The sequence below is a fragment of the Microbacterium dextranolyticum genome (assembly GCF_016907295.1).
Lineage (GTDB): Bacteria > Actinomycetota > Actinomycetes > Actinomycetales > Microbacteriaceae > Microbacterium > Microbacterium dextranolyticum.
The window spans coordinates 45,867-72,329 of the sequence record NZ_JAFBBR010000001.1; the positions used below are offsets into that span (position 1 = coordinate 45,867).

The following is a 26,463-nucleotide window of genomic DNA, read 5'->3' on the forward strand; positions in this document are numbered from 1 at the left end:
GGATAACTCCCCCGTGTTCTGACGGTGAATACCCAGTCTACCGGCGGTGCGCCCCCGGCCACGGTGCGCCCTGCCGCACGGAGCGAAAGGCCGACCCCGCACGATCGGTGACACGCACGGGGGCCGATCAGCTCTCGCGACGACGACGACGGATCAGCAGCAGGATGCCCACTGCCAGCCCCGCCGCACCGATGCCCGAGAGCACGAGCAGGATGGCCGGGTGGCCTCCGGTGACCGGCAGGGCGCTGTCGAAGCGGTTGTCGATCGCGACCTGCGTCGTGGTGTCCTTGCCGATCACCACGTGAGCCGGGTTGGCCGCGGCCGCTCCGTCCACCGTCACCGACACCTGCGTCGCACCCCCGGTGCGTGACTCCGTGAGCACGCAGTCTGCGCTCGTCGGCAGATCGGTGTAGGTGACCGTGCTGCCGACCGTGAGGTCACGGACGGCGCCGCCCGGGATCGCGATGTCGTCGCCGTACCACGTGCACGCGAGCGTCACTCCGAACACATCGTGCCGGTGCGCGTCGGCGTCCGTCCCCGAGACCGCCTTCGTGACGGCGATCTGTCCGGCAGTGAAGGTGTTCGTGACGGTGACCTGCGGTTTCGACTGCCCCGAGAGGAGGACCGTCGCCGAGGTTCCTGCGACCGGGTCGGCGTCGTCGACGGCGATCGTCGTCGAGTCGGCGTGGCCGGTCGAGGTCTCGGTCACGTCGCACGACGCTCCCGCGGGCAGGTCCGTGTACGACGTGCGGTAGGCGTTGTCGGCCGACAGCAGGCGTTCGGCGCCGCCGGGGACATCGAGCGGGGTGACGACCCCGTCGACGACGGAGGTGCACACCGCGGTGACGGTGAACGGCCCCGCCGCGCCCGGGTTCAGGAGGTTGCCCTCGCGCTTCTTGACGACGTCGAACGACGCGAGATCGAACCGGTTGGTGGCGGTCACCGTCACCGACCCCACGGGGGCCTCCCCCGTGCCGGCCGCGATCGTCACAGTGCCGTCGGCGGGATCGAGCGAGGCATCCGTGGCACCGCCGGTCTTCTGCTCGGTCACGACGCACGACGTGCCCGCCGGGAACGGCGCGAAGGTCCGCGTGGCGTCGCGCTCGAGGGTGAACGTCTCATCGAGCAGCGTCTGCCCGTGATAGGTGCACACCGCGGTGAACCCGAACGGACCCGCGCCGTAGCGGTCGGCGCCCGTGCCCGTCACCTTCTTGGCGACGGTCAGGGTTCCCGCGTCGTAGCCGTTGGTGACGGTCACGTGGGCGGGCTCGGTACGCGGGGTGATCGTGGCCGATCCGTTGCCGTCGTCGACGACGTTGTCGCCCACGATCGCGATGTGGTCGGCGAACGACGATCCGCTCTCGGTCACCCGGCACGACGACCCCACGGGGATCCGATCGGCGGGCGCCGTCCAGGTCGCCCCGTCGACGAGCGTGAAGGCCTGCGTGCGGTCACCGGCATCCGAGAACGTCACCGGGGCCCCCGTCGCCGTGGTGCAGGTCAGCTCGAACGCGAACGGTCCGAACGATGCGCCCGTCGCCGAGGTCTCGACCTTCTTGGTGATCGACAGACCCGTGAACCGGTAGTCGTTCGTCAGCGTGACGACCTGCTCGGCCGGGATCTCCGCTGCCGAGCCGTCCTGCGGCGCCGCCACGTCGACCTTCACCGTGGCGGGCGAGCCGGAGCGGCTGGTCTCGCCGTAGGCCCCCCGCTCTCCGAGCTCGGTGACCGTGCACGACGTGCCGTTCGCACTCACGGGGATCCCCGTGAGCTCGACGCGATAGCCGTTCGCCTTGCTCAGCGTCACGGTCGCGTCCGCGCCGAGGTCGAGCGTCGCACCACCCGCGGTGCAGACGACGGATGCCTGGAACGACTCGGGCGCGTACGCCGCTGCCGGACCGGTGATCTGCTTGACGACCGCGATCGACCCGACGCGCAGCTGCACGGCGGCCTCGCGCGGAGCGATCTTGCGCGGTGACGCCTCGCCGGCGAACTGGAACTTCAGACCGTACTGGTTGACGGCCACCTGGTTCGCGGCCGGAACGACGTTCGATGCGCCGTCCGCGCGATCCGCGGTGCGGATCTTGTTGACCGTCGAGTAGGTGACGTCGGCCGCCTGTCCGGGAGCGAGCGCCCCCGCGGCCGTCGTCGTGAAGTCCAGCGTGATGCGGATGCCGGTGACCGCGCTCCAGTCGGTGGCACCGGTCGCGGCCGCCCAGCTCTCTCCGTTCTGCGCGCACGGCACGCCGGCCGGAAGCTGGTCCCACGTCCCCTGGCAGACCCCGGTCGAGGTGGTGACCTCGATCGACTGCGTGGTTCCGGCGGGGGCGTTCAGCGTCAGCGAGTCGGCGACGAGCTCGGGGCGGTACATCGAGCCGCGCGATGAACCGGCGATGATGAAGCTGTCACCGGCCGCCGGAAGCTGATCGAACAGCGTCATCGAGGTCACCGGAACGGTGCCCGCGTTGACGTTGTGCAGCACCCAGTTGTCGGTTCCGTCGATCTCGGAGTTCGCGACGCAGGGGGCACGGAAGTACCGCTGACCGTCGACATCGAGCGACGGGGCGCAGACGAGCGCGGGGTTGGCCGGATTCTCGGCACCCGCGAGCGAACCCTGCACGCCCTTGACGGTGAACAGGTTCGACCCCGCCACAGCGCCGACGGTGTCGGTCGTGCCGCACGTCTTCGGATCGTTCTCCCACGCCCCGGTCGTCGAACCGCCGCTCTGCGTGTTGCGGCAGACGTCGAGGGGCTCCTCCGTCGCGACGGTCATCGTGTTCGTGGCGACCGCCCCGTTCGTGAGGCCCGGCTGGAGCTCGAGGAACGCGCGGATCGTGAAGGTCTCACCCGGCTTCATGACATTGCCGCCGTCCGGCCACGTGAACGCGAGCGAACGACCGTCCGCGGCGGGGGTCACGGTGACCTTGTCCGACAGCGAGCCGTCGGCATCCTTCGTGAAGGTGGTCGTCGAGGGCTCGGTGTACGCCAGCTGCGCGGGGAGCGCATCGGTCAGCGTCGTGAGCGTCAGAAAACCCGTGCCGATGTTCGTGAACGTCAGGTCGAACGGCACCTGGTCGCCGACGGCGGCGATCCGCTTGCCGCCGTTGGTGAGCTTGCGCACGGCCAGCTCGTGCGAGCCGGCGCCGAGCGAGACCTCCGCGGAGGCATCCTTCGGTTCGGAATCATTGCCGTCGGGGCGGAACGACTGCGACGTCTGCGTGTTGGTGATCGTCCGGTCGAACGTCACCGGGGCGCCGGTCGCACGATCGTTCGGGCGCAGGGCCGCGGTGAAGGCCAGCGAGCCCGACCAGTTGTCGGCGGGGACGTTCGCCGAGAACAGTCCGCCGTCGGCGCGGCTGAACGTCACGCGCAGTCCCTGCACCTGACCGGCGGCGACACCGGCCGGCAGGGCGGGCGCGTCCCCCGGAGCGCCCGTCACCCAGGCGCCGCCCGTGAATGCGTCGATCTGCACCTGGTCGGCCCCCGCGGGCAGAGTCAGCGCGCCGAAGCCCGTGAAGTCGACGGCGTTCCAGAACTCCGTCGACGTGCTCTGGTCCTCGATCACGACACGGCTCGGCGAGAGCGTGCTGCGCGGGTTCGCGCCCTGGTCGGCACCCAGAGTGACCGTCATCGGCGTGGAAAGACCGGTGGGCTGGTCGAGGGTGTCGGGGGTGATCGTCTTCGACGGGCCGATGTTGACGTCGCCGCCGACGAGCGTCTTCGAGGCATCCGAGGTGTCGCCCGTCTTCGTGCCGGGGTTGATCACCGGGTCGTAGGACTGTGCGAACAGACGGTTGGTGACCTCGACCGATTCGCCGGCGCGCAGCACCTGGGGTGCGCCCGACGAGCGCAGCGTGGCGCGCAGCTGCGTCTCCATCGTGATCGTCAGACGGTTCTCCTTGGTGATCTGACCGGTGCCCTGCGCGCTCGCGCCGTCGAAGGTGGCGCTGACGCCGACGACGTCGGCGAGCTGCGCCGGGGTCAGCTGCGCTGCCGCGGCGGCCGTCGTCTGCGTGGTCGAGAAGACACCACCGTCGTCGTGCAGAAGCCACACGATCGAGGCATCCAGATCCACCTCGGCGGGGATGCTCGCGCCGAGCGTCAGCTTGGTCAGCGTGAACCGCTCGAACGGGTTGGGCTTCGCGGGGTCGGTCAGCGACGTCGCGCTCGTGTCGAACGGATCGGCCTTCGCTGCCGACACCTCCGACTCGCACGCGGCGACGTCGGTGTCGGAGCACGGCGCCGGATCGGTCAGCCGCACGGAGGTCGCCTTGGAGACCGACGCGTTCCATCCGGTCAGTGTCCACGTCGCCGTCGGGTGGCTGTCTTGTGGCGTGTTCGTGACGGGGACGAACATGTCGGCTCCGCCGCCGTCGACCGTCTTGGACGAGCCGACCGCGGGGTCCTGATCGATGATCGCGATCTTGGCGTCGGCCTGATCGCTCACGACGTCGCCGTTCGGGCGCGTGCCCTCCCCGCGGACGGTGTTGTCGACGACCCCGGCCAGGGCGTCGTTCAGGGCCGAGTGCGACGAGATGATGGCACCGTTCGAGCGCGTGACGTCGCGCAGCTGCCACCCGAGGTCGAACGTGCGGAAGCGCTCGCTCGCGCCCACGCCCGAGCCGGGTGCCGGGGCGAGCGGGTCACCCGAGGCGCGGGCCGCGGTGCGGGCGGCCGTGTCGGCCGCCGTCTCCTGCAGGACGATGCGCACACCGGTCGTCTCGGCGGACTCCTGCGGCGTCAGGGTGTACCCCGTGAACGAGCGGTCGGCGCCCATCCATCCGGCCGGGTTCGCGACGCTGTGCCACGTGCCGCCGTCGTACAGCTGGACATCGGTCACCGTGTCGTACTTCAGGTACCAGCCGTTCGTGTACGGGTCGGAGCTGGTGGCGATCCCGGCGATGCTCTTCAGGTCGAACGCGTCGAACACGGTCTGCTGCGGAGCGTCGAAACCGCTCGCCGCATCGGTGATCGTCACGGGGTCGAGCCCCTCGGCGACGCGCCAGTCGAGGTTCGTGTGCGGCTGGTCGCCGGACTGCGAGCTCACGCTCGCCCGGTCCCAGCTCTTCTCGACGTCGATGCGGCCCGGCCCGATCGGCGAGACGGGGTCGACCGTCGCCGAGGTCGTGTCCTCATCGTCGTCGTGCAGCGCCTTGCCGCCGGAGGTCGATCCGTCGGCGTCTGCCGTCGCCGTGTTGGGGTACGACGTCGAGGCCCCGCCGGGCGTCGTGGTGCCGCCGGTGCGCAGGTCGGATGCCGCCGCGAAGACGGGATTCGGAGACACGGTCGTGTCGCTCGGGAAGCCCTCATCGTTGTGGAACGAGAAGCGGACACCCTGGACATCGGCTTGCGAGAGGCCGATCGCGGCCAGTGCCGACGCCGTGTCGGCGGGGCTCAACTGGAAGATCGACGCGGATGCCTGGGCAGGGGCGACGGCCAGCCGCACCCACGTGCCATCCGCCGTGCGCACCTCGACCGTCAGCTGCGTGTTCGCCGGCACCTGGGTGGGCGCCACGGAGTCGAAGCGGAAGGCATCCCAGAAGGCGCCTTTCGACCCGTCCCACGCGTCGGTGACGACGATGTCGTGCACCGTGGAGTCATCGCCCAGGGCCTTGGCCTGCGTGTCGAGCGAGGCGACGACCCGCTCTCCGGGAACGACAGAGCCGGGTCGGATGGACTTGTCGATGGTCACGTCGATGGCAGGGTCGATGACCGTCAGGGGCGCGGATGCATCATCGGTCGCCTTCTGGCCGTTGGCCGCCGTGACATCGACGTTCACGGTGTTCGACAGAGCGAGCTGCGGGGCGCCCTTCGTGGCATCCGTCGTCGTGTCGATCGTGAAGCTCGCTCCACCGGTGGTGCTCGGTGCGATGGCGTCGCCCCGGTAGACGAGCTCGAAGCCGCTGATCGGCCCGCTCGGCGCGGGCGGCGTGGCGCCCTTCGCGAAGGGCCGCGTCTCGGTCGTGCCGTCGAGCAGGTGGTAGGTCACCGATGCGCTCGTGGCGCCGGTCGGCCAGTCGGGAGCGGCGGTGAATCCGCCAAAGGTGACGTCGGCGGTGAAGAAGCCGAGGTCGGCGAGGTGGAGCTCCGAGACGGGAACCGCCCCGTTCGTGGCCGAGATCGTCCCGGTGGCGCTCTGGCCCGCCGTGATGCGCCCGCTCACGATGCTCTTCTGCGCCTCGACCGTCGGGATGACGGGAGTGACGGAGTGCGACGCGGACGCATCCTTCGCGGCGGTGCGGTTTCCCTTGGCCGTGCTGCCGGTCGCGACGTTGTCGACGGTGTGGGTTCCGGTCGAGAGGTCCGCTCCCGTGTTCCGATCGGTGGAACGCTGGGTGACGGACGTGTCGAAGGCGATCTTCGGGCCGGGGGCGATGTCGCCCGTGCAGGTCACACGGTAGCCGCCCACGTCGCTGTTCGCGATGCCGTCCGGCAGCACGAGAGCGGCGGGGCCGGTGACGGGCGGCCCCGTGCGCCAGTGCCACGAAGACCCGTCGAAGACGTAGACGTCGACCTGCGCCGTCGTGCAGCCGGAGGGCAGCGACACGTTCGAGAATCCGGCGAAGTCGGTGATGGTGGCGGGGTTGGACGGATCGAGGCTCGACGCACCGTCGACGGCGGCCTTGGGCTCCTGGATCACCAGCGTGTCGACGGCGACGTTGGACGCGTTGCCGACCTCGAGCGAGATCGTCGATGCCTTCCCGGGCGCGAAGGTCTCGGTCTGCGGCTTCCAGCTCTTCGCGACGTCGACGTCGATCTTCTCTGCGACGTTGATGTCGATCGTGGCATCCGAGGCGACGGGGTTCGCGTTGTCCGCCGTCGCGGTCGCCTCGTTGACGATCGGACCGCTGTCGCCGACGGGATAGTCGTCGGGAACCCGAAGCGAGACGAGGACGCTGAACGTCGATCCTGCCGCCATGCTGGTGCTGCCGGGCTGGTCGATCTGCGCGGTGAGCGTCGTCTGCGCACCGATCTTCGTGGGCGGCGTCGATGAGCCCGTGTCGGACCAGGAGATCGTCGCGGGCGTCGTGGCCGGCGTGACCGACACGTCATCGACCTGGAAGCCGGCCAGGGCGGCGGGGAACGTGTCGATGAGCTTCGCGTTGACGCAGTCCTGCTCCGAGCAAGTCACCTTGATCGTGTAGGTGAACGTCTGACCCGGCAGCGGAGTCGCGTTGTCCACGCGCTTGTCGATCTGCAGGTAGTCATGACGGCCGTCGGCGGCCGACGCCGCCGGAACGACACCGCCCGCGATCATTCCGATGGACAGGAGAACGGCCATGACGGCGGCGATCAGCGGATTGCCGGACTTCATGACGGACAGGCGCGATCTGCGCATTCGAGTACCCCCCGGTAACTCCGCACCCGTCCACGACGCGTAGGCATCCCCCAAAGATGCCGACGGGCGCTGCTGTTCCTGACTAGGAGATGCACTCTGCGCCATCCGATAACGCGGAAATCGCACCTCTTTCACGATCGATCCGCGCTCTCGCCGCGTGGTAGCGCGTGCGCGCACGCGCCTGCGTGTCAATCTGCGCGCCGAGCGGACAGGGCCGCATCACGGACAGCCCGACCGCGCTGGATAGACTCGTGTTCCATGTCGAAGGTCCTTCAGTCCCTGCCCGTCGGCGAGCGTGTCGGCATCGCCTTCTCCGGGGGTCTTGACACCTCGGTCGCCGTCGCGTGGATGCGAGAGAAGGGCGCCGTTCCCTTCACCTACACGGGAGACCTCGGCCAGTACGACGAGGACGACATCGCCTCGATTCCGGGGCGCGCGCTGCAGTACGGCGCCGAGGGCTCGCGGCTGATCGACTGCAAGCCGCTGCTGGTCGAAGAGGGGCTGTCGGCACTCGCGTGCGGCGCCTTCCACATCCGCTCCGCCGGCCGCACCTACTTCAACACGACCCCGATCGGCCGCGCGGTCACCGGCACGCTGCTCGTGCGGGCGATGCGCGAGGACGGCGTCGACATCTGGGGCGACGGGTCGACCTACAAGGGCAACGACATCGAGCGGTTCTACCGCTACGGCCTGCTCGCGAACCCCGCGCTGCGCATCTACAAGCCGTGGCTCGACGCCGACTTCGTCACCGAGCTCGGCGGCCGCACCGAGATGAGCGAGTGGCTGGCCGCCCGCGACTTCCCCTACCGCGACTCGGTCGAGAAGGCCTATTCCACGGATGCCAACATCTGGGGTGCCACGCACGAGGCGAAGACGCTCGAGCACCTCGACGTGTCGCTCGAGACGGTCGAGCCGATCATGGGCGTGCGGTTCTGGGACCCGTCGGTCGAGATCGCTACCGAAGACGTCACGATCGCGTTCGAGCAGGGCCGCCCGGTCGCGATCAACGGCCGCTCGTTCACCGACGCCGTCGCGCTCGTGCACGAGGCGAACGCAATCGGCGGGCGCCACGGCCTCGGCATGAGCGATCAGATCGAGAACCGCATCATCGAGGCCAAGAGCCGCGGCATCTACGAGGCACCGGGCATGGCGCTGCTGTTCATCGCCTACGAGCGTCTCGTGAACGCGATCGTCAACGAAGACACGCTCGCGACGTACCACGAGCAGGGTCGGCGCCTCGGCCGCCTGCTCTACGAAGGACGCTGGCTCGAGCCGCAGTCGCTCATGCTGCGCGAGTCGATCCAGAAGTGGGTGGGATCGACGATCACCGGCACGGTCACGGTGCGCCTGCGCCGCGGCGAGGACTATACGATCCTCGACACCGTCGCCGCCCGGTCGTCCTACGCGCCCGAGAAGCTCTCGATGGAGCGCGTGGGCGACGCGGCGTTCGGCCCCACCGACCGCATCGGACAGCTGACGATGCGGAACCTCGACATCGCCGACTCGCGGTCGCGCCTCGAGCAGTACGCGCAGCTCGGCCTGATCGGCGGGGCGACCGCCGAGCTCGTCGGAGAGCTGCGCCAGGGCGAGGCCGCCGAGATCATCGGCAGCGCCGAGCCGCTCGATGCCGAGGAGGAAGAACTCGCGGATGCCGTCGAGGCGGCATCCGAGTCGGCGATGTACGACTTCGGCGCCGACTGACCCGTACCCGCCCAGGGCGGAAACTTGCACACGCCTGTGCAAACTAGTTGTACGATGGACCCGTGCGAAAGAGTGTGCAGGTCTTCCGGCGTGACGTCACGCGGATCTTCCGCGCGCGCCGCACGTGGGTCATCGTCATCGGCGTGCTGCTCACGCCCGCCCTGTACGCGTGGTTCAACATCACCGCGTTCTGGGATCCCTACGCGAACACCGGCAACATCAAGGTCGCCGTCGTCAACCTCGACGAGGGGGCGACCTCCGACCTCACCGGGCACGTCGACGTGGGCGCGCAGGTCGTCGACCAGCTGCACGACGACCACCAGCTCGGCTGGCAGTTCATGGGCGACGACGAGGCGCAGGCGGCGGTACGCTCGGGCGACGTCTATGCCGCGATCGTCATCCCGAAGGACTTCAGCTCCGATCTGCTCAGCATCACGACCGGTACCTTCACCCAGCCCGCCCTGACCTACTTCGTCAACGAGAAGGCCAGCGCGATCGCCCCGAAGATCACGGACGTCGGCGCCGCCGGGATCGACAGTCAGATCAGCAGCACCTTCATCGAGCAGGTCGCCGAAGCCGCCACCACCGAGCTGAAGGATGCCGGTGACTCGGTCGAGCTGAAGCTGCTGAACGCCAAGAACGACGGCCTGAACGCCTTCGACCAGGCATCCGGATCGATCGCATCCGCCCGCCAGGGCATCGCCGACATGAAGGCGGGGATCGCCCGCTCGCGCGGCTCGCTCAGCGGCGCGCAGACCACGCTGGGCGATGTCGACCAGACGCTCGGCGACGTGCAGACGGCCCTCGCCCAGGCGCAGGCGATCGTCGCGCAGGCGCAGACCGACGTGCTCTCGTTCACCGACGCCGCGACGAACGCCTACGTGCAAGGGGCGACGCTGCTGGCTGATGCCTCGGCGCAGGCCCACGTGTCGATCACCCAGGTCACCCAGGCCCTCGGGCAGGCCGGCACCCGCATCGACACCGCGATCGCCGACATCACGGCCGTCACCGACGCGAACGCCGCGGCGATCGCCCAGCTGCAGGACCTGCTCGACGCGGGCGGCCTCGACCCCGCCGTCGCCGCACAGCTGCAGCAGGTGCTCACCGCGCTCGAGCAGCAGAACCAGGCCGACCAGCAGCTGCTCGCCGACCTCGCGACCCTGAACACCGATACGGCGGGCGCGGTGCAGGCGGTGCAGGCCACCGCCGACGCACTGAACAACGCCGTCCAGGGCGCGCAGACCTCGGCCGGAACCCTGCGCGACGCGCTCACCGGCTCGCTCCCGGCGCTCACGAGCGCCACGGCGACCCTGTCCACGAGCGCCGGCGGCTTCTCTGCCGCGCTCGACGCCCAGCGTGCGCAGCTCACGCAGGCGGGCACGCTGCTGACCGGCCTCGACGCCCAGCTCGTGGCGACCTCGACAGCCCTCGACAGCCTCGACGGCAATCTCGCAGGCATCCAGACCGGGCTCGGCGACGCGCGCACCGACGTGCTGGCACTCGGCTCGGCATCGTCGTGGAAGACCTTGGGCACGGTCACCGGCCTCGACCCGCAGCAGATCGCGCAGTTCATCGCGACGCCGGTCGACGTCGCCGAGCACGCCGTCTTCCCGGTCGATTCGTACGGTTCGGCGATGGCGGCGCTCTTCACGAATCTGTCGCTGTGGATCGGCGCGTTCGTCATGATGGTGATCTTCAAGGTCGAGGTCGACACCGAGGGCGTCGAGCCGATCCGCGTGCGCGAGGCGTACGTAGGCCGCTTCCTGCTGTTCGGCACGCTCGGCGTGCTGCAGGCGATCGTCGTCACGGTCGGCGATCTCATCATCGGGGTGCAGACGGCGAACGCCGCGGCGTTCGTGGGCACCGGCATCCTCATCTCGCTCGCCTACGTCAGCATCATCTACGCGCTCTGCGTCTCGTTCGGGCATGTCGGCCGGGGCTTGTGCGTGCTGCTCGTGATCATGCAGATCCCGGGAGCCTCGGGCCTGTACCCGATCGAGCTCATGCCGCAGTTCTTCCGCAACATCTACCCCTTCCTGCCGTTCACCTACGGCATCGACGCGATGCGCGAGACGATCGCCGGCTTCTACGGCGCGCACTGGTGGCGCTTCATGGGCGTGCTCGGCATCTTCGTCGTGCTCGCCTGGGTGCTCGGCCTCGTGCTGCGCCGGCGCCTCGCGAACCTCAACCGCCTCTTCAACCGCGAGATCGTCGCCACCGACCTGCTCATCGGCGAAGACGTGCAGGTCATCGGGCGCGGCTATCGCCTGAGCGACGTCATCCACGCGCTCTCCGATCGCAGCGACTTCCGCAGCCGCCTCGACCGGCGCTCGCGCCACTTCACCGAGCGCTACCCGACGCTGCTGCGGGTCGCCCTGCTCACGGGCCTCGGCGGCATGGTCGTGCTGGGCCTCATCGCCTGGCTCGTGCACGAACAGAGCGCGACGCTGCTCTTCCTCTGGATGCTCTGGTGCCTCGTCGTCATCGCGTTCCTGGTCGTGCTGGAGTACGTCAACCACAGCTTCGAGGCGGCCGCCGAGCTCGCCGGCATGGGCGACGCCGACCTCCGCCGCGCGATGCACGGCGTCGACACGGTCTCCTCCGGCGGAGCCGCGGAGGCATCAGGCGGAGCCCAGCACCTCGTCGGCGACGACCTGACCACTCCCGACCCCACCGAGTCGGGGCCCGGTGCCGCGACGGCGGCGGGTGAGCCGGATGTCGGGGCGGCGAGCACACCGGATGCCTCCGACGCGGGCGCCGACCCGGACACCGTCGACAGCGACACCGACGAGCTCACGCGCCTGTTCGCCGACGACCCGGCGCCCGCTCCCGCTGCGGGATCCGCGGTTCCTCCCGAACCGGAACCCGAACCCGCCGGTGCGACCGAGGGTGAGCCCGACGCCGAGGCATCCGACGACGATCCCGACGCGCCCCGCGAAGGAGGTGAACGAGCGTGAGAGGCATCCTGCACCTCATCCGCCGCGACCTGCGGCACTCGGTCATGAACGTCATGGCGATCATCGTGATGTTCGGTCTCGTCGTCATCCCGTCGCTGTTCACCTGGTTCAACGTGCTCGCGAGCTGGAACCCGTTCGACAACACGAAGAACCTCACCGTCGCCGTCGCCTCGACCGACGAGGGGTATCAGAGCGATCTCGTGCCGATCCGGGTGAACGTGGGCGAGCAGGTGCTGTCGCAGCTGCGCGCGAACGACCAGCTCAACTGGGTGATCACCTCGGAAGACGACGCGATCGACGGCACGAAGGCCGGCCGCTACTACGCGGCGATCGTGCTGCCGAAGAGCTTCAGCGCCGACATGCTCACGTTCTACGCCGACGGGGCCGAGCGCACCGAACTCGCCTATTACACGAACGAGAAGAAGAACGCCCTCGCCCCGAAGATCACCGGTCAGGGCGCCGAGGGGGTGTCGGCGCAGATCAGCGAGGTGTTCACCGAGACGCTGAGCGACGTCGCGCTGAGCCTCATCTCGTCGCTGTCCGACTATCTCACCGACGCCGACACCCAGGCGGCGCTGACCCGGGTCGAGAGCCGGGTCGGCTCGCTCGCCGCACAGCTGCGCTCGGGCGCGCAGACCGCGGACATGTTCGGCGCCCTGGTGCAGGGCACGATCCCGCTCGCGCAGAGCGCGTCGGCCCTCGTGTCGGGAGCGGGTTCGGCGTTCGGCGACGCCGCGGACGCCGCCGGCAGCGGCGCCGGTGCGGTGCAGCAGCTCGCCGGCACGCTGCAGCAGGCGACCGGCGCGATCGCCGACGCGCTCGCCCAGACGGCGGCCGGGTACGAGGCGGTCGGCACGAGCATCGACGACCTGTACGCACAGCTCGGCACGCTGTCGGGCGACCAGTCGGCCGCGCTCACCACCCTCGCCGCACGCGTGCAGCAGCAGATCGACGGGGCGACGACTCTCCGCACCACCCTGGTCGACGACGTGCGGCCGCAGCTGCCGGCCGCCGGGCAGCAGGCGCTCGATGACGTCGTCGCGCAGCTCGACCGCGCGATCCTGCGCCAGCAGGCCGTCCACGATTCGCTCGTGCAGGCAGCGCAGGACATCACCGCGGGAAATGCCGACGCCCAGGCATCCCACCAGCAGGTGAAGGACCTCATCGCCCAGGCGAAGGACGCGATCGCGCAGGCGCAGAACTCGTACTCCGGCACCTTGAAGCCGCAGTTGGATGCCTTGGGCTCGACCCTCGCCACGATCGACGACGACGTCTCGGCAGTGCGCGGCGACCTGTCGCAGGCGGCCGCGGGGCTGTCGGGGGCGTCCGACTCGGTCGTCGCGACCCTGCAGGGTGCGCAGGGCGTCACCGCCCGCCTCAGCACGGCGCTCACCGACGCGGCCGGCCGGTTCGACGGCGTGCAGCAGGCGATCGCCCGGGCCGTGCAGACAGGCGACCTCGCCGGACTGAGCGAGGTGATCGGATCCGATCCGAGCGTGCTCGCCACCTCGCTCGCCGAGCCCGTGCGGGTCGACCGGGTGGCGGTGTTCCCCGTCGTCAGCTTCGGTGCGGGCATGGCGCCGCTGTACATCGTGCTCGCCCTGTGGGTCGGGGCGCTCCTCATGACCGTCGCGATCCGCGTCGACGTCGGCCGGGACACCCTGCCCGGCGACCCCGACCTGACGCCGACGCAGAAGTACCTCGGCCGCTACGGCATCTTCGCCCTGACGGGGCTCGCGCAGAGCACCCTCGTCATCGGCGGTCTCATCCTGTTCGTGCGCATCGCCCCGGCGCACCCCTTCCTGCTGCTCCTGGCCGGATGGGTGACCTCGCTCGTGTTCACGCTCATCATCTACACGTTCGTCGTCGCGTTCGGCAACGCCGGAAAGGCCCTCTCGGTGCTGCTGCTCGTGATCCAGATCTCCGGGTCGGGCGGTGCGTACCCGCTGCAGCTGCTGCCCGCGTGGTTCCAGAACATCAGCCCGTTCCTCCCCGCCACCCACGCGATCTCGGCGATCCGCTCCGCGATCGCCGGCACCTACGGATCGGACTTCTGGGTGTCGCTCGGGCTGCTCCTCGCCTTCACTCTGCCGACCCTGCTGCTCGGCCTCGTGCTGCGGCGCCCGCTGATCTCGTTCAACCGGGGCCTGGTCGACGCCATGGCCTCGACGAAGCTCATGTGACCGGCATCCCCCTCCCCCGAAGGACCACTCCCGTGACCCGCACCGCCGCCTCCCCCGCCTCAGCCGCCCCCGCCCGCGCGACCGGTCGTCGCCGCGACGCCACGGCGAACCGCGCGGCTCTTCTCGCGGCGGCGCAGCGCGTACTCGCCGGCGACCCGCACGCCTCGCTCGACGCGATCGCCCAGTCGGCGGGCTTGTCGCGGCGAGCCCTGTACGGTCACTTCTCCGACCGCGAAGAGCTGCTGCGCGAGGTCATCGCCATCGGCGCCGGCCGGTTCAACGCCATCGCCGAAGAGACGTCCGACCCCGACCCGCGCGTCGCGCTGGCGCACATGGCGGCGCGGCTGTGGCGCGAGGCATACGCCGTGCGCGCCTCGGCGAACATCGCCCTCGACGACGCACACGTCGCCGAGACGGTGCGCGCGCTGGCCCCGCTGCGCCGCCGCGTGCGCGAACTGACCCGCGAGGGCGTCGCCTCGGGGGCGTTCCGAGGCGACGTGCCGCCCGAGCTCCTCGCCTTCCTCATCGAAGAGACGGCCCGCGCGACCCTGCGCGAGCTGCGGCTGACGACGCAGCACGCCGACGCCGCCGTCGTGCGGGTCGTGCTCAGCATCGCCGGGCTGTCGTGGCAGGAGCAGGTCGCCCTGCTCGACGCGCACCCCGAGATCCTCGCCGGGGACTGACCCGAGCCTCGAGCCGGAGGCCTGCACGCGCGACGCGCGGCGCATAGGATGCCAGGACGATCCGTTCACCTGGGGGTGCGGACCGCGCAGCGCCACCTCGGGCCCCGAACCCGCGCGGCGCGGCGTAGCGTGCTCCCGCAATCCAGCTGGAAGTGCTCCGACGACGATGTCCGATCTCCCCTCCCTCACCGGCGCCAACCGCACGGTCGCGCATGTCGACGAACCCACCCCCGACCCGCGGACGCGCCGGCGCCGGATCGGCATCATCGCGTACTCGGTGGTCGCCGGGCTCGTGGTCATCGCGCTCATCGCCGCCGGGTTCGTCGTGTGGACGATCCAGCGGTCGTTCCCGCAGCTGGACGGCACGGTGAGCGCGCCGGGCCTCGAGGCGCAGGTGTCGGTGTACCGCGATGACCTCGGCATCCCGACGCTCGTCGCCGATTCGACGCACGACCTCTTCTACGCGCAGGGATACGTGCAGGCGCAGGACCGGTTCTGGGAGATGGACTTCCGCCGTCACGTCACGAGCGGGCGGCTCGCCGAGCTCTTCGGCGCCTCGCAGCTGCCGACCGACGAGTTCCTGCGCACCCTCGGCTGGCGACGGGTCGCCGAGCAGGAGGTGGCGGCGCTGGATGCCACGACCCGCGGCTACTACGAGGCCTACGCCGACGGGGTCAACGCCTACCTCGCGAGTCACCAGGGTGCCGACGCGTCCCTCGAGTACGCGGTGCTCGGACTGCAGAACCCCGACTACGAGATCGAGCCGTGGACGCCCGCCGACTCGGTGGCGTGGCTGAAAGCGATGGCGTGGGACCTCCGCAGCAACATCGAGGACGAGACCGACCGCGCCGTGCTCGCGCAGAACTTCACGGCGGCGCAGATCGCCGACCTCTACCCGGGATACCCGTACGCCGACCATCCCGTGATCGTCCCGACGATCACGACGGGCCTCCCCGCCGTGCCCACGCCCGAGAGCGGGGCGTCCACCGCCGGGGCCGTCACGACCGGGTCGGTCGCCGCCGACGGGTCGCCGGGCGCAGGCGACACGGTGCCCGCGGTCTCGTGGCAAGAGGTCGGGTCGGTCGTCGAAGCCGCGTCGGCGCTGCTCGGCGGCGCCCAAGAGGGCGTCGGGTCGAACTCGTGGGTGGTCTCGGGCGATCTCACCGCGTCCGGCAAGCCGCTGCTCAGCAACGATCCGCACCTGGGCGCGTCGCTCCCGAGCGTGTGGCACCAGATCCGGCTGCGCTGCCGCACGGTCACCGACGCGTGCGCGTTCGACGTCGCCGGGTTCGGGTTCTCGGGGGTGCCGGGCGTCGTCATCGGTCACAACGCCGACATCGCCTGGGGCTTCACCAATCTGACGGCGGACGTCACCGATCTGTACCTCGAGCGCATCCAGGGCGATCAGTACTGGCGGGACGGCGCGCTCGTGCCCCTTGAGACCCGCACCGAGACGTTCCGGGTCGCCGGCGGCGACGACGTCTCGATCGAGGTGCGATCGACGGCGCACGGGCCGATCGTCTCGGGGCGGACAGACGACTTCACCTCGATCGCCGACGACCCCGCGATCGGAACGACGAACGCGGCGACCCCGCTCGAAGGTGACAGCACGAGTTCCGGCGGGTCCATTCCGCCCGGGGAATACGCCGTGTCGCTCCGATGGACCGCGCTCGATCCGGGCACCACGGCATCCGCCATCTTCGCCCTGAACACGGCGGCGGACTTCGAGGACTTCCGTGCCGCGGCATCCCTGTTCGACGTCCCCGCGCAGAACCTCGTCTACGCCGACCGGGCCGGCAACATCGGCTATCAGGCTCCCGGAAAGCTGCCCGTCCGCGGGGCCGGGGACGGGACGATGCCGCAGCCCGGCTGGGACTCGGCCTACGACTGGCAGGGATATATTCCGTTCTCGGATCTCCCGGTCGTCTACAACCCGGAGTCGGGCTACATCGTCACGGCGAACAACGCGATCGTGCCCGAGACGTACCCTTACTTCCTCGGCTCCGACTTCGACTACGGCTGGCGTGCCGCCCGCATCGCCGACCTCATCGAGCGGGCGACCGCACGCGGCGAGCTCACCGCCGACGACATGAGCGCCATCCAGGCCGACCAGGAGTTCTGGCTCGGAAAGCGCCTCATCGCCGCCTACGCCGACATCACCCTCGACGACCCGACGGCGCAGCGCGGCCTCGACCTGCTGGCGGGATGGGATGCCCAGAACACCGCCGACTCGTCGGCCGCCGCCTACGCGAACGTGCTGTGGGACGAGCTCGCGCAAGACCTGTTCTCGCGCCGCGACCACTCCGCGGGGCTCTCGGGCCAGGGCCGCCTGTTCACCGTCATCGACCGCCTGCTCGACGACCCCGACTCGGACTGGTGGACGAACGACACGATCGGTGTCAGCGGACAGCGCGCCATGCTCGAGCGTGCGGCGACCGACGCGTACGCACGGCTCGCGGCGCTGCAGGGCGACGACCCGGATGCCTGGAATTGGGGTTCGCTGCACGCCATCACCCTGACCAGCGGCACGTTCGGCGAGAGCGGCATCGCCCCGATCGAGGCGCTGTTCAACCGGGGTCCGTACCCCGTGGGCGGCGGCTCTTCCGTCGTCGACGCCACGGGGTGGACGCTCGGCAGCGGCTCGTTCGCGACGACGACGGTGCCCTCGATGCGCATGACGATCGACCTGTCCGACCTCGACGCGTCGCGCTGGAACCATCTGACCGGGGCGAGCGGCCACGCCTACCACCCGAACTACACCGACCAGTTCGCGGCGTGGCAGGAACGGCGCCAGACGCCGTGGCTGTTCTCGCGCGACCGCGTCGAGGCATCCGCCGTCGACACGCTCACGCTCCTGCCCGCGGACTGACCGGTGCCCGCGAACTGACCGGGCGGCGGGCGGTCTCGATCGTGGGACCACCTGTGTCACGACGTCAACCCCCACGTCCGTCGCGTGCGGCCCCCGTAGCATCGAGAGGGACCCCTGCCGAGGAGGCCCCGATGGCGACCGCCAGTGTGAGACTGTTCGACTGCACCCCTGACGACGTGTTCGCCGTGCTCGGCGACGGATGGCTCTACCCCGCGTGGGTGGTGGGCGCCTCGCGCATGCGTGCGGTCGACCCGGAGTGGCCGGCCGAAGGCGCACGACTGCACCACTCGCTCGGAGTGTGGCCGGTGCTCTTCGACGACGACACCCAACTCGTCGAGTGGTCGCCGCCGCAGCGCGTGAAGCTGCGCGCGAAGGCCGGGCCGCTCGGGCGCGGTGTCGTCGTCATCGAGGTCAAGCCCCGAGGCCAGGGCTGTGTCGTGCGGATGGGGGAAGAGCCCGTCGCGGGTCTCGGGGCGCTTCTGCCCCGCCTGGTCTGGGCACCGCTGCTGCACCTCCGCAACGAAGAGACGCTGCGCCGCCTCGCCTTCCTCGCCGAGGGGCGTCGCCGCGAGCGCGAGGCGGGTGAGTCGTCGGCCCGCGCCACCGCGCCGGACGCCGGTGCGGGGACGCCGGATGCGCAGGCCGCCGCCGAGGTCGGCGAGGCGACGGATGCCGCGGCCGCCGCCGCGGGCACGGATGCCCCCGGGAGCGATGCCGAGGGGACGGATGCCCCGGGCACGGATGGCTCGGGCACGGATCCCGGCGCCGCTGCTCCCTCCCCGGCGCCGGCGGACCGATGACCGACGTCGAGATCGTCGGATCGGGGCCGAACGGCCTCGCCGCCGCCGTGACGCTCGCCCGCGCCGGGCTGTCGGTACGCGTGTACGAGCGGATGCCGGGGTTCGGCGGAGGCGCGAGCACGCGCGAGAGCGTCGCGCCGGGGTACTGGCAGGACTCGTGCTCGGCGGTGCATCCGCTCGCCGTGGCATCCCCCTTCTTCCGCGCCTTCGGACTCGCCTCACGGGTCGAGTTCGTCACCCCGGAGGTCTCGTTCGCCCACCCCTTGCCCGACGCCGACGGCGGCCCGGGCATCGCGTACCGCGACCTCGAGCGCACGGTCGACGCGCTCGGCACGGACGGCCCCGCCTACCGTCGCCTGCTGCAGCCGCTCGCCGCGCACGCCCGCGAGATCGCCCGGTTCACGGGGTCGTCCCTGCTGCGTGTGCCGCCGCACCCCGTCGTCGAGGCGCGGTTCGGGCTGCGCACGCTCGCCCAGGGCAGCCCGCTCTGGAACGCGGGCTTCTCAGGGCGCGTGGCCCCCGCGATGATCACCGGCGTCGCCGCCCACGCGATCGTGCCGCAGCCGAGCCCGGTCGCCGCCGCCGCGGGCCTCGCGCTGCAGACGCACGCGCACGCGGGCGGGTGGCCGATCCCGCTCGGAGGCTCGCAGGCGATCTCGAACGCCCTCGCCGCTGACCTGCGCGCCCATGGCGGCGAGATCGTCACCGATCACGAGGTCGCAAGCCTCGACGAGCTGACGGCGCACGCCGTCGTGCTCGACGTGACACCGCGCGCCCTCATCCGGCTGGCGGGCGGACGGATGCTGGGGCGCTACCGCCGCCGGCTCGAGCGGTTCCGGTACGGCAGCGGGGCCGCGACCGTGCACTTCGCCCTCTCCGGCCCGGTGCCGTGGGCCGACGCACGGGTGGCCCAAGCCGGCACGGTGCATCTCGGCGGCACACGCGAGCAGATCGCGGCCGGCGAGCGCGACGTCTTGTCGGGGCGGCACGCGGCATCCCCCTATGTGCTCGTCTCGCAGCCCTCGACGTTCGATCCGAACCGTGCGCCCGCGGGCGGCCACGCCCTGTGGACGTACACGCACGTGCCGACGGGGTCGACGATCGACCAGACCGAGGCCGTGATCCGGGCGATCGAGCAGCACGCACCGGGATTCCGGGAGGTGATCGTCGCGTCGCAGGCGCGGACCGCGGCCGACCTGGCCGAGTACAACCCGAACTACATCGGGGGCGACATCGCCGCCGGGGCCGCGACCCTGCGGCAGCTGCTCGCGCGGCCCGTGCTGAGCCTCGACCCGTGGCGGACCCCAATGCCCGGCGTCTACCTCACCGGCGCCTCGACCGTGCCCGGCCCGGGAGTGCACGGCCAGTCGGGCTGGTTCGCCGCCCGCAGCGTGCTGCGTCACGAGTTCGGCATCGCCCGCACCCCCTCGCTCGCCCCCTGACGCCGCCCGGCGCCGCGCGCCAGCCCGAGAACGCACGACAGCACCGCTCGGGCGGCTGCACCGGTGCTGTCGTGCGTTCTGGGTGAGGGCGGACGCGAACCAACCCCCCGACCCTGCGGCGGTCAGCCCGCGGGTCAGCCGCCGGCGGCAGGTGGGGTGCCGCGTGCCTCGGCGAGCTCGTCGACATACAGCGAGCGCTCATCGATCGTGCCGTTGCGATAGGCCTGTCGCCCCACCATGTGCGCCGACAGGGGGGCGGATGCCAGTTGGATCAGCACCACCGGCACGAAGAACGCGACCACGGGCCACGACCGCAGCGACAGCGCGATCGCGATGCAGATGAGGATCAGCCCGAGCACCTGCGGCTTGGTCGCGGCGTGCAGGCGGGTGGGCACATCGTGGAAGCGCAGCAGGCCGATCGCGGCCGTCACGCACAGCAGCCCGCCGATCAGGACGAGGATCAGGGCGATGGTGTCGAACAGCTCGTTCATCGGTCGGAGTTGTCCCTTCTCGCCACGAAGCGCGCGATGGCGATGGATCCGAACACGCCGACGGCGGCGATGATGAGCAGCGCCGGCAGCGAGCGCGTGTGGTGGTTGATCACCATGTCGGCGCCGAGTGAGCACATGACGAGCGTGAGCAACACGTCGGACGCGACCGCGCGATCGAGGATCGACGGCCCGAAGATGATGCGCCAGAGGGTCAGCAGGGTGGCGACACCGAACACGATGCAGATGACGACGACGAGCGGATTCATCTGAGGTCCCCTCCCTCGCGGGGCGACCGGGAGCCCTCGCCGCGGATGGCTTCGAGCTGCGCGCGCGAACCCACGGCGCGCACGATACGGGCCTCCCAGCCCTGCACCGAGCGCCGCTGCTTCTCGACATCGGCGTCGGACGAGACCCCCAGCACATGCAGGTACAGGATGCGCCGGTCGCGGTCGATGTCGATGATGAGCGACCCGGGGATCAGCGACGCGGTCACACCCACGTGCGCGAGGATCAGGTCGTCGTCGGTGCGCAGCGGAACCGCGACGATCGCGGTTCCGGGATAGCGCCGCAGGTCGAGCGTCTGCCATGCCACGATGAGCGACCCGCGCACGAGTGCGAACACGAAGGTCACGACGAACACGAACCCGTACCAGAGGTTCACCCGACCCGATAGCTCGACCGGCGGCAGCCGGAAGATCCGCGTGACGAAGATCGCGACGATCAGACCCGTCACGGCCGCGAGCACCGTGAACTGTCCCCACAGCAGCATCCACAGCGCGATCAGCCACACGAAGAAGGGGAGCTGACGCCAGATCGCCGAGGCGAGCGAGCGCGACGCGGGGCTCATCGTCCGACCTCCTCGTCCAGTTGCACGAGGGTGACCGGCGTCAGCAGCGCATCGCCGATGCTCGCGCACAGGCGGTACAGGGGCCCGGCGAAGACCGTCAGAGCGATCGTGACGGCGACCATCCCGGCGGTCGTCGCGGTCATGATGCGCGGGATGACCCGCCGGTCGCCCTGTTCGTCGGCGGCCGGCGCATCGCCGAGGTACGAGATGCGCTCGACGACGGCGGGCTCCTCCGCGTGGTCGTCGTCCTCGCGCCAGAAGGAGAGGTTCCACGCGCGCATGAGGGTGTACAGCGTCAGGAGCGACGTGATCACGCCGCCGACGATCAGCACGTACATGAGCGGCGTGCCCACCTGTGCGGCGGCGTCGAACAGCGCGAACTTACCGATGAAGCCCGAGAAGGGCGGGATGCCACCGAGGTTGATCGCCGGGATGAAGTACAGCACCGCGATCACGGGGGCCGCGCGCATGAGCCCCTTCACCTTGAGGATCGAGGTGGAGCCCGCGCGACGCTCGATGAGTCCGATCGCGAGGAACAGGGTGGTCTGCACGATGATGTGGTGGACCATGTAGTAGATCGTCGCGCCGAGGGCGAGGGGGGTCGCGATCGCGAGCCCGAAGACGAGATAGCCCACGTGGCTGACGAGCGTGAACGACAGGATGCGCTTGAGCTCGGCTTGGGCGAGCGCGCCGAGCACGCCGACGATCATGGTGGCCAGCGCCACGATCAGCAGCAGGGTGTTGACATCGTTGTCGCGGAAGATCTGCGTCTCGGTGCGGATCATCGCGTAGACGCCGACCTTGGTCAGCAGGCCCGCGAACACCGCCGTGACCGGGGCCGGGGCCGTGGGGTACGAGTCGGGCAGCCAGAACGACAGCGGGAAGACGGCCGCCTTGATGCTGAAGGCGAGCAGCAGCATGAGGTGCAGCACGAGCTGTGTGGACTGCGGCAGCTCGGTCATCCGCTCCGACAGCTGGGCGATATTCACCGTGCCGAGGGCGCCGTAGATCGCGGCGATCGCGGTGAGGAACAGGATCGACGAGACGAGCGAGACGACGATGTAGACGACGCCCGTGCGGATGCGCGACTCGGTGGAACCCAGCGTGATGAGCACGTACGAGGCCACCAGCAGGATCTCGAATCCGACATACAGGTTGAACAGGTCGCCCGCGATGAAGGCGTTGAAGATGCCCGCCGCGAGGATCAGGTACGACGGATGGAAGATCGTGACGGGGGTGTCGTCGTCGCCGTCGGCCGCACCCTGCCCGACCGAGAAGAGGAGAACCGCCAGCAGGACGATGCTGGAGATCACGACGAGCAGCGCCGCCAGCCGGTCGACGTACAGCACGATGCCGAACGGGATCGGCCAGCCGCCCACCGAGACGGCGATCGCCTGATCCGACGAGTCGACCGTATACAAGAGCACGGCGGCGATCGCGAGGACGAGGGTGAGGGTGACGATCGAGACGCCGACCTGCACGCGACGCTGACGACCGAAGACGAGGGCGACGCCGGCACCGAGCAGCGGCAGCGCGACGAGGAGGGGCACGAGGGCGCTCATCGGCGGTCACCTCCGTGGTCGGATGCCGCGGTGCCCGATGATCCCGAGGCGCCCGAGCTCCGGTCGAGGGGGGCGTCGTCGAGGATGCCGTCGATGTCGCGGTGGTGCAGCACCGTGATGGGCGCGGTCTCGGTGCCGATGAAGTCGGTCGTGGCGTCGTCGTCCTCGTCTTCGATGGCCGTCTCGTCGTCCATCTCGTCCTCGTCGACCGAGGGCCGCTCGCGCAGGGCCACGTCCTCCTCGTCGTCCTCCACCGTGTCGGCTTGGCCGAGCTGCCAGGAGCGGTAGATGAGCGCCAGCAGGAACGCCGACACCGCGAAGGTGATGACGATGGCGGTGAGGGTCAGCGCCTGCGGGAGCGGGTCGCTCATGTCCTCGGGGTCGGCCGCGCCGAAGAACGGCGCCGCGCCGGGGCGACCCATCACGACGAGCAGGAACAGGTTCGCGGCGTTGCCCAGCAGCAGGAAGCCGATGAGCACGCGCGTGAGGCTGCGCTCGAGCATGGCGTACACGCCTGCGGCGAAGAGCACGCCCATGATGATGACGAGCACGAGCGAGACCGTCACGATGCGCTCACCCCCGGCATGCCGTGCGCGCCCTGCGCCGCCTCGGGCGCCTGCCCGGCAGTCGGCGGCTGGGCCTGGCGCAGGGCCTGCGTCTGCCGGTCGACCTCGCCGCCGAGCGAGCGCAGCACGTCGAGCACCAGACCGATCACGACGAGGTAGACGCCGATGTCGAAGAGAGTCGACGTGACGAACTCGACGTGGCCGATGACGGGGAGTTCCGCCTCCCAGAACCAGCTTGTGAGCGGCGCGGCGCCGAACAGCAGCGGGACGACCGCGCATGCCACGGCCAGCGTCATCCCGGCACCGAGCAGGCGACCGGCATCCGTCGGCGCTGCGGCACCCAGTTCATAACGGCCGCCGGCGATGTAGCGCATGACGAGGGCCATTCCGGCGACCAGTCCGCCCGCGAAGCCGCCTCCGGGCAGGTTGTGACCGGCGAACAGCAGGTAGATCGACACGACGATGATCGTGTGGAAGAGCACCCGCACGATCACCTCGAGCATGATCGACCGATTCTCGGGCCGCATCCGCTGGCCGCCGACGAGCCACGCCTGCCGCGTGCTGCCGGGCGCGCTCGCACGCGACTGCAGCCCATCGGAGGTCTCGACGAGCGGGCGGCGCGTGCGGGTGGCGCCGGTCGGCAGGGCCGAGATCGCCCGCGAGATGAGATCGGACCGGTGCGTGACGAAGACGAGGGATGCCACGCCGGTGGCCGCCAGGATGAGCACCGAGAGCTCGCCCATGGTGTCCCACCCGCGAAGGTCGACCAGGGCGACGTTGACGACGTTCTTGCCGTGGCCGAGGTCGTAGGCGAGGTCGGGGAACGCTGTCGAGATCGGCTCGGCGACGCGGGCACCGGTCGCCACGAGCGCGACCATCGCCATCGTCGCGCCGACCGCGACGGCGAGCACCGTGCGCGCCACCGGCCACACCGAGGCATTGTGCTCGCCCATGCGGGCCGGGATGCGCCGCAGCACGAGCGCGAAGGTAACGAGGGTCACCGTCTCGACGAGGATCTGCGTGAGCGCGAGGTCGGGCGCGCCGCTCGTGGCGAAGAGGGCCACCATGCCGAGGCCGGTCACCGACACCAGCACGACGCCCGTGTACCGCTTGCGCGCGCGCACCGCGACGATGCCCGCGATGATCATGATGGGGGCGGCGAGCAGCTGCATCGGCGTCTGCCACGGCTCGAACGAGATGCGCCGATCGGGGCTCGCGAGCAGGGCCGTTCCCTCGGCCGCGACGAACACGACGAAGATCGTGCCGACGTACACCGGCAGCGATCCGCGCTGCGTGAGGGTCGTCGTCCAGACGGCGACCCGGGCGATGCCGCGCAGGGTCGCGTTGTAGACGTCGGCCGCGGTGAAGGGCAGCAGGCGCCGCGGGATGCTGCGCGTGCGCTGCGCGAACCAGAACAGGGCGGCACCGAGCGCGATGCTGCCGAGGGACAGGAGCAGCGCCGGCTCGAGGCCGTGCCAGAGCGCCAGGTGGTACGGGTGATCGGGGTTTCCGGTATCCATGGGCATGGTGTCGGCGTAGCCCGAGAATGCGACATCCAGCAGGGGGGCGGCGAAACCCGCGGTGAGGGTCAGCGCCGCGAGAATGATCGGGGCGGCGAGGAATCCGAGCGGCGGGTCGGGCCACGGGGTGGGCGCCATCTTCTCGCCCGACGCGTCGCGCTTCGTCCAGAACGCGCCCCAGATGAAGCGCAGTCCGTACGCGGTGGTGAGGATCGAGCCGAGCACGATGCCGACGAGCGGGATCACCGCGTCGGGGCGCGAACCACCCTCGAGCAACGAGCTGAGCACGGCCTCCTTGGCGACGAACCCGACCGTCGGCGCGAGGCCCACCATCGAGCCGATCGCGACCATCGACGCGATCGCGAGCGTGGGTGCCTGCCGGCCGACGCCCGAGAGCTCGCCGATGTCACGCGTCGACAGCTGGCGGTCGATGACGCCGACGACGAGGAAGAGGGCCGACTTGAACAGCGCGTGCCCGAGCAGCAGCGCGAGCCCCGCGAGCGCGGAGTTGCGCTCGCCATAGCCGAGCACGACGGTGAGCATGCCGAGCTGGCTGACCGTGCCGAAGGCGAGGATGCGCTTGAGGTCGGATTCGCGCAGCGCCTGCAGTCCGCCGAGCAGCATCGTGAACAGGCCGAGCCCGATCACGATCGGTCGCCACGGCTCGCTGTGCGCGAAGGCGGGGGCGAGCCGCGCGATGAGGTAGATGCCGGCCTTCACCATCGCCGCCGCGTGCAGATACGCGCTCACGGGGGTGGGGGCGGCCATGGCTCCGGGAAGCCAGAAGTGGAACGGGAAGATCGCGGACTTGCTGAGGGCGCCGACCAGCAGCAGCACGATCGCGGTGTTGATCAGTGCATTCCCGGCGAGCGCCGACCCCGCTGCGGTGTAGGCCGCGAGGATCGCGGCGATGCTGGTGGTGCCGGCCTGCACGACGAGGATCACCGCGCCGACGAACATCGCGAGCCCGCCGAGCGTCGTGACCAGCAGTGCCTGGAGCGCGGCCCTGCGGCTCGCACCGCGGGCGTGGTAGAAGCCGATCAGCAGGTACGACAGGATGCTCGTGATCTCCCACAGCATCACGAGGATGATGAGGTCGTCGGTGAGCACGAGACCGTACATCGCGCCGGCGAAGGCGAGCAGCGTCGCGCTGAACAGGCCGACACCGGCCTTCTTGCCCGCGAAGTACCACCGGCAATAGATCATCACGAGCGCACCGACACCCGTGACGATCAGAGTCAGCAGCCAGCCGAGCGTGTCCATCCGCATCGACAGGTCGAGCCCGAGCTGCGGGATCCAGACCACGGATTCGGTCGGCGCGTCACCGGCGAGGACGCGCGGGGTCGCCATCGCCGCGTGGACGAAGGCGACGATGGGCACGAGCGCTCCGACGAAGAACGCGCGGGGGCCGATCCTGCTCACGAGCCAGGGCAACGTCAGCGGCACGACCGCGAACGCAGCCAGGAGTGCGAGCAATCTGGCCTCCTGACGGTCGCGGCGGGT

The 26,463-nt window shown here is 70.4% G+C and carries 14 protein-coding genes; 7 read left to right on the forward strand and 7 right to left on the reverse strand.

Annotation, left to right across the window (positions count from 1 at the left end; all coding sequences use genetic code 11):
- Positions 1–127 precede the first annotated feature (127 nt).
- The gene (locus tag JOE64_RS00170) at positions 128–7,339 is read right to left on the reverse strand and encodes a DUF5979 domain-containing protein (protein ID WP_204962398.1); all 7,212 of its coding nucleotides are present in this window, start codon (positions 7,337–7,339) and stop codon (positions 128–130) included.
- Between the two features lie 258 nt (positions 7,340–7,597).
- Between JOE64_RS00170 and argG the strand changes: the two genes are divergently transcribed.
- From argG to JOE64_RS00205, 7 genes are all read left to right on the forward strand, one after another.
- Complete coding sequence (gene argG, locus JOE64_RS00175) at positions 7,598–9,040, forward strand: argininosuccinate synthase (RefSeq protein WP_204962399.1); 1,443 nt, start codon at positions 7,598–7,600, stop codon at positions 9,038–9,040.
- 62 nt (positions 9,041–9,102) lie between these two features.
- On the forward strand, positions 9,103–11,997 hold the full coding sequence (locus tag JOE64_RS00180) for a YhgE/Pip domain-containing protein (protein ID WP_204962400.1): 2,895 nt from the start codon (positions 9,103–9,105) through the stop codon (positions 11,995–11,997).
- Positions 11,994–14,180 carry a YhgE/Pip domain-containing protein gene (locus tag JOE64_RS00185; RefSeq protein WP_204962401.1) on the forward strand — a complete coding sequence of 729 codons (2,187 nt, stop codon included), beginning with the start codon at positions 11,994–11,996 and terminating at the stop codon, positions 14,178–14,180. Before JOE64_RS00180 ends, JOE64_RS00185 begins: the two co-directional genes overlap by 4 nt.
- 32 nt (positions 14,181–14,212) lie before the next feature.
- Complete coding sequence (locus tag JOE64_RS00190; protein WP_204962402.1) at positions 14,213–14,863, forward strand: TetR/AcrR family transcriptional regulator; 651 nt, start codon at positions 14,213–14,215, stop codon at positions 14,861–14,863.
- 166 nt (positions 14,864–15,029) lie between these two features.
- A complete protein-coding gene (locus JOE64_RS00195) occupies positions 15,030–17,732 on the forward strand; it encodes a penicillin acylase family protein (protein WP_204962403.1) in 2,703 nt (900 codons plus the stop codon).
- Positions 17,733–17,863: 131 nt separating this feature from the next.
- Positions 17,864–18,532: an SRPBCC family protein gene (locus tag JOE64_RS00200; protein ID WP_204962404.1), complete on the forward strand. Its 669-nt coding sequence runs from the start codon at positions 17,864–17,866 to the stop codon at positions 18,530–18,532.
- A complete protein-coding gene (locus tag JOE64_RS00205) occupies positions 18,529–19,974 on the forward strand; it encodes a phytoene desaturase family protein (RefSeq protein ID WP_204962405.1) in 1,446 nt (481 codons plus the stop codon). Before JOE64_RS00200 ends, JOE64_RS00205 begins: the two co-directional genes overlap by 4 nt.
- A 134-nt stretch (positions 19,975–20,108) precedes the next feature.
- On the opposite strand, the gene mnhG is transcribed toward JOE64_RS00205, so the two are convergent.
- The 6 genes from mnhG to JOE64_RS00235 are packed head-to-tail and all read right to left on the reverse strand — an operon-like array spanning position 20,109 to position 26,436.
- Entirely contained in the window at positions 20,109–20,465 is a 357-nt protein-coding gene (mnhG, locus tag JOE64_RS00210; protein WP_204962406.1) for a monovalent cation/H(+) antiporter subunit G, read from the reverse strand.
- Positions 20,462–20,731, reverse strand: a complete 270-nt coding sequence (locus JOE64_RS00215; protein WP_204962407.1) for an MrpF/PhaF family protein — start codon at positions 20,729–20,731, stop codon at positions 20,462–20,464. Before JOE64_RS00215 ends, mnhG begins: the two co-directional genes overlap by 4 nt.
- Entirely contained in the window at positions 20,728–21,312 is a 585-nt protein-coding gene (locus tag JOE64_RS00220) for a Na+/H+ antiporter subunit E (protein ID WP_204962408.1), read from the reverse strand. The genes JOE64_RS00215 and JOE64_RS00220 overlap by 4 nt, the downstream gene beginning before the upstream one ends.
- Positions 21,309–22,874 carry a Na+/H+ antiporter subunit D gene (locus JOE64_RS00225; RefSeq protein ID WP_204962409.1) on the reverse strand — a complete coding sequence of 522 codons (1,566 nt, stop codon included), beginning with the start codon at positions 22,872–22,874 and terminating at the stop codon, positions 21,309–21,311. The genes JOE64_RS00220 and JOE64_RS00225 overlap by 4 nt, the downstream gene beginning before the upstream one ends.
- Complete coding sequence (locus JOE64_RS00230; RefSeq protein WP_204962410.1) at positions 22,871–23,440, reverse strand: Na(+)/H(+) antiporter subunit C; 570 nt, start codon at positions 23,438–23,440, stop codon at positions 22,871–22,873. Before JOE64_RS00230 ends, JOE64_RS00225 begins: the two co-directional genes overlap by 4 nt.
- Positions 23,437–26,436 (reverse strand): Na+/H+ antiporter subunit A, encoded by a 3,000-nt coding sequence (locus JOE64_RS00235; RefSeq protein ID WP_204962411.1) that lies wholly within the window; start codon positions 26,434–26,436, stop codon positions 23,437–23,439. The genes JOE64_RS00230 and JOE64_RS00235 overlap by 4 nt, the downstream gene beginning before the upstream one ends.
- Between the last annotated feature and the right edge of the window lie 27 nt (positions 26,437–26,463).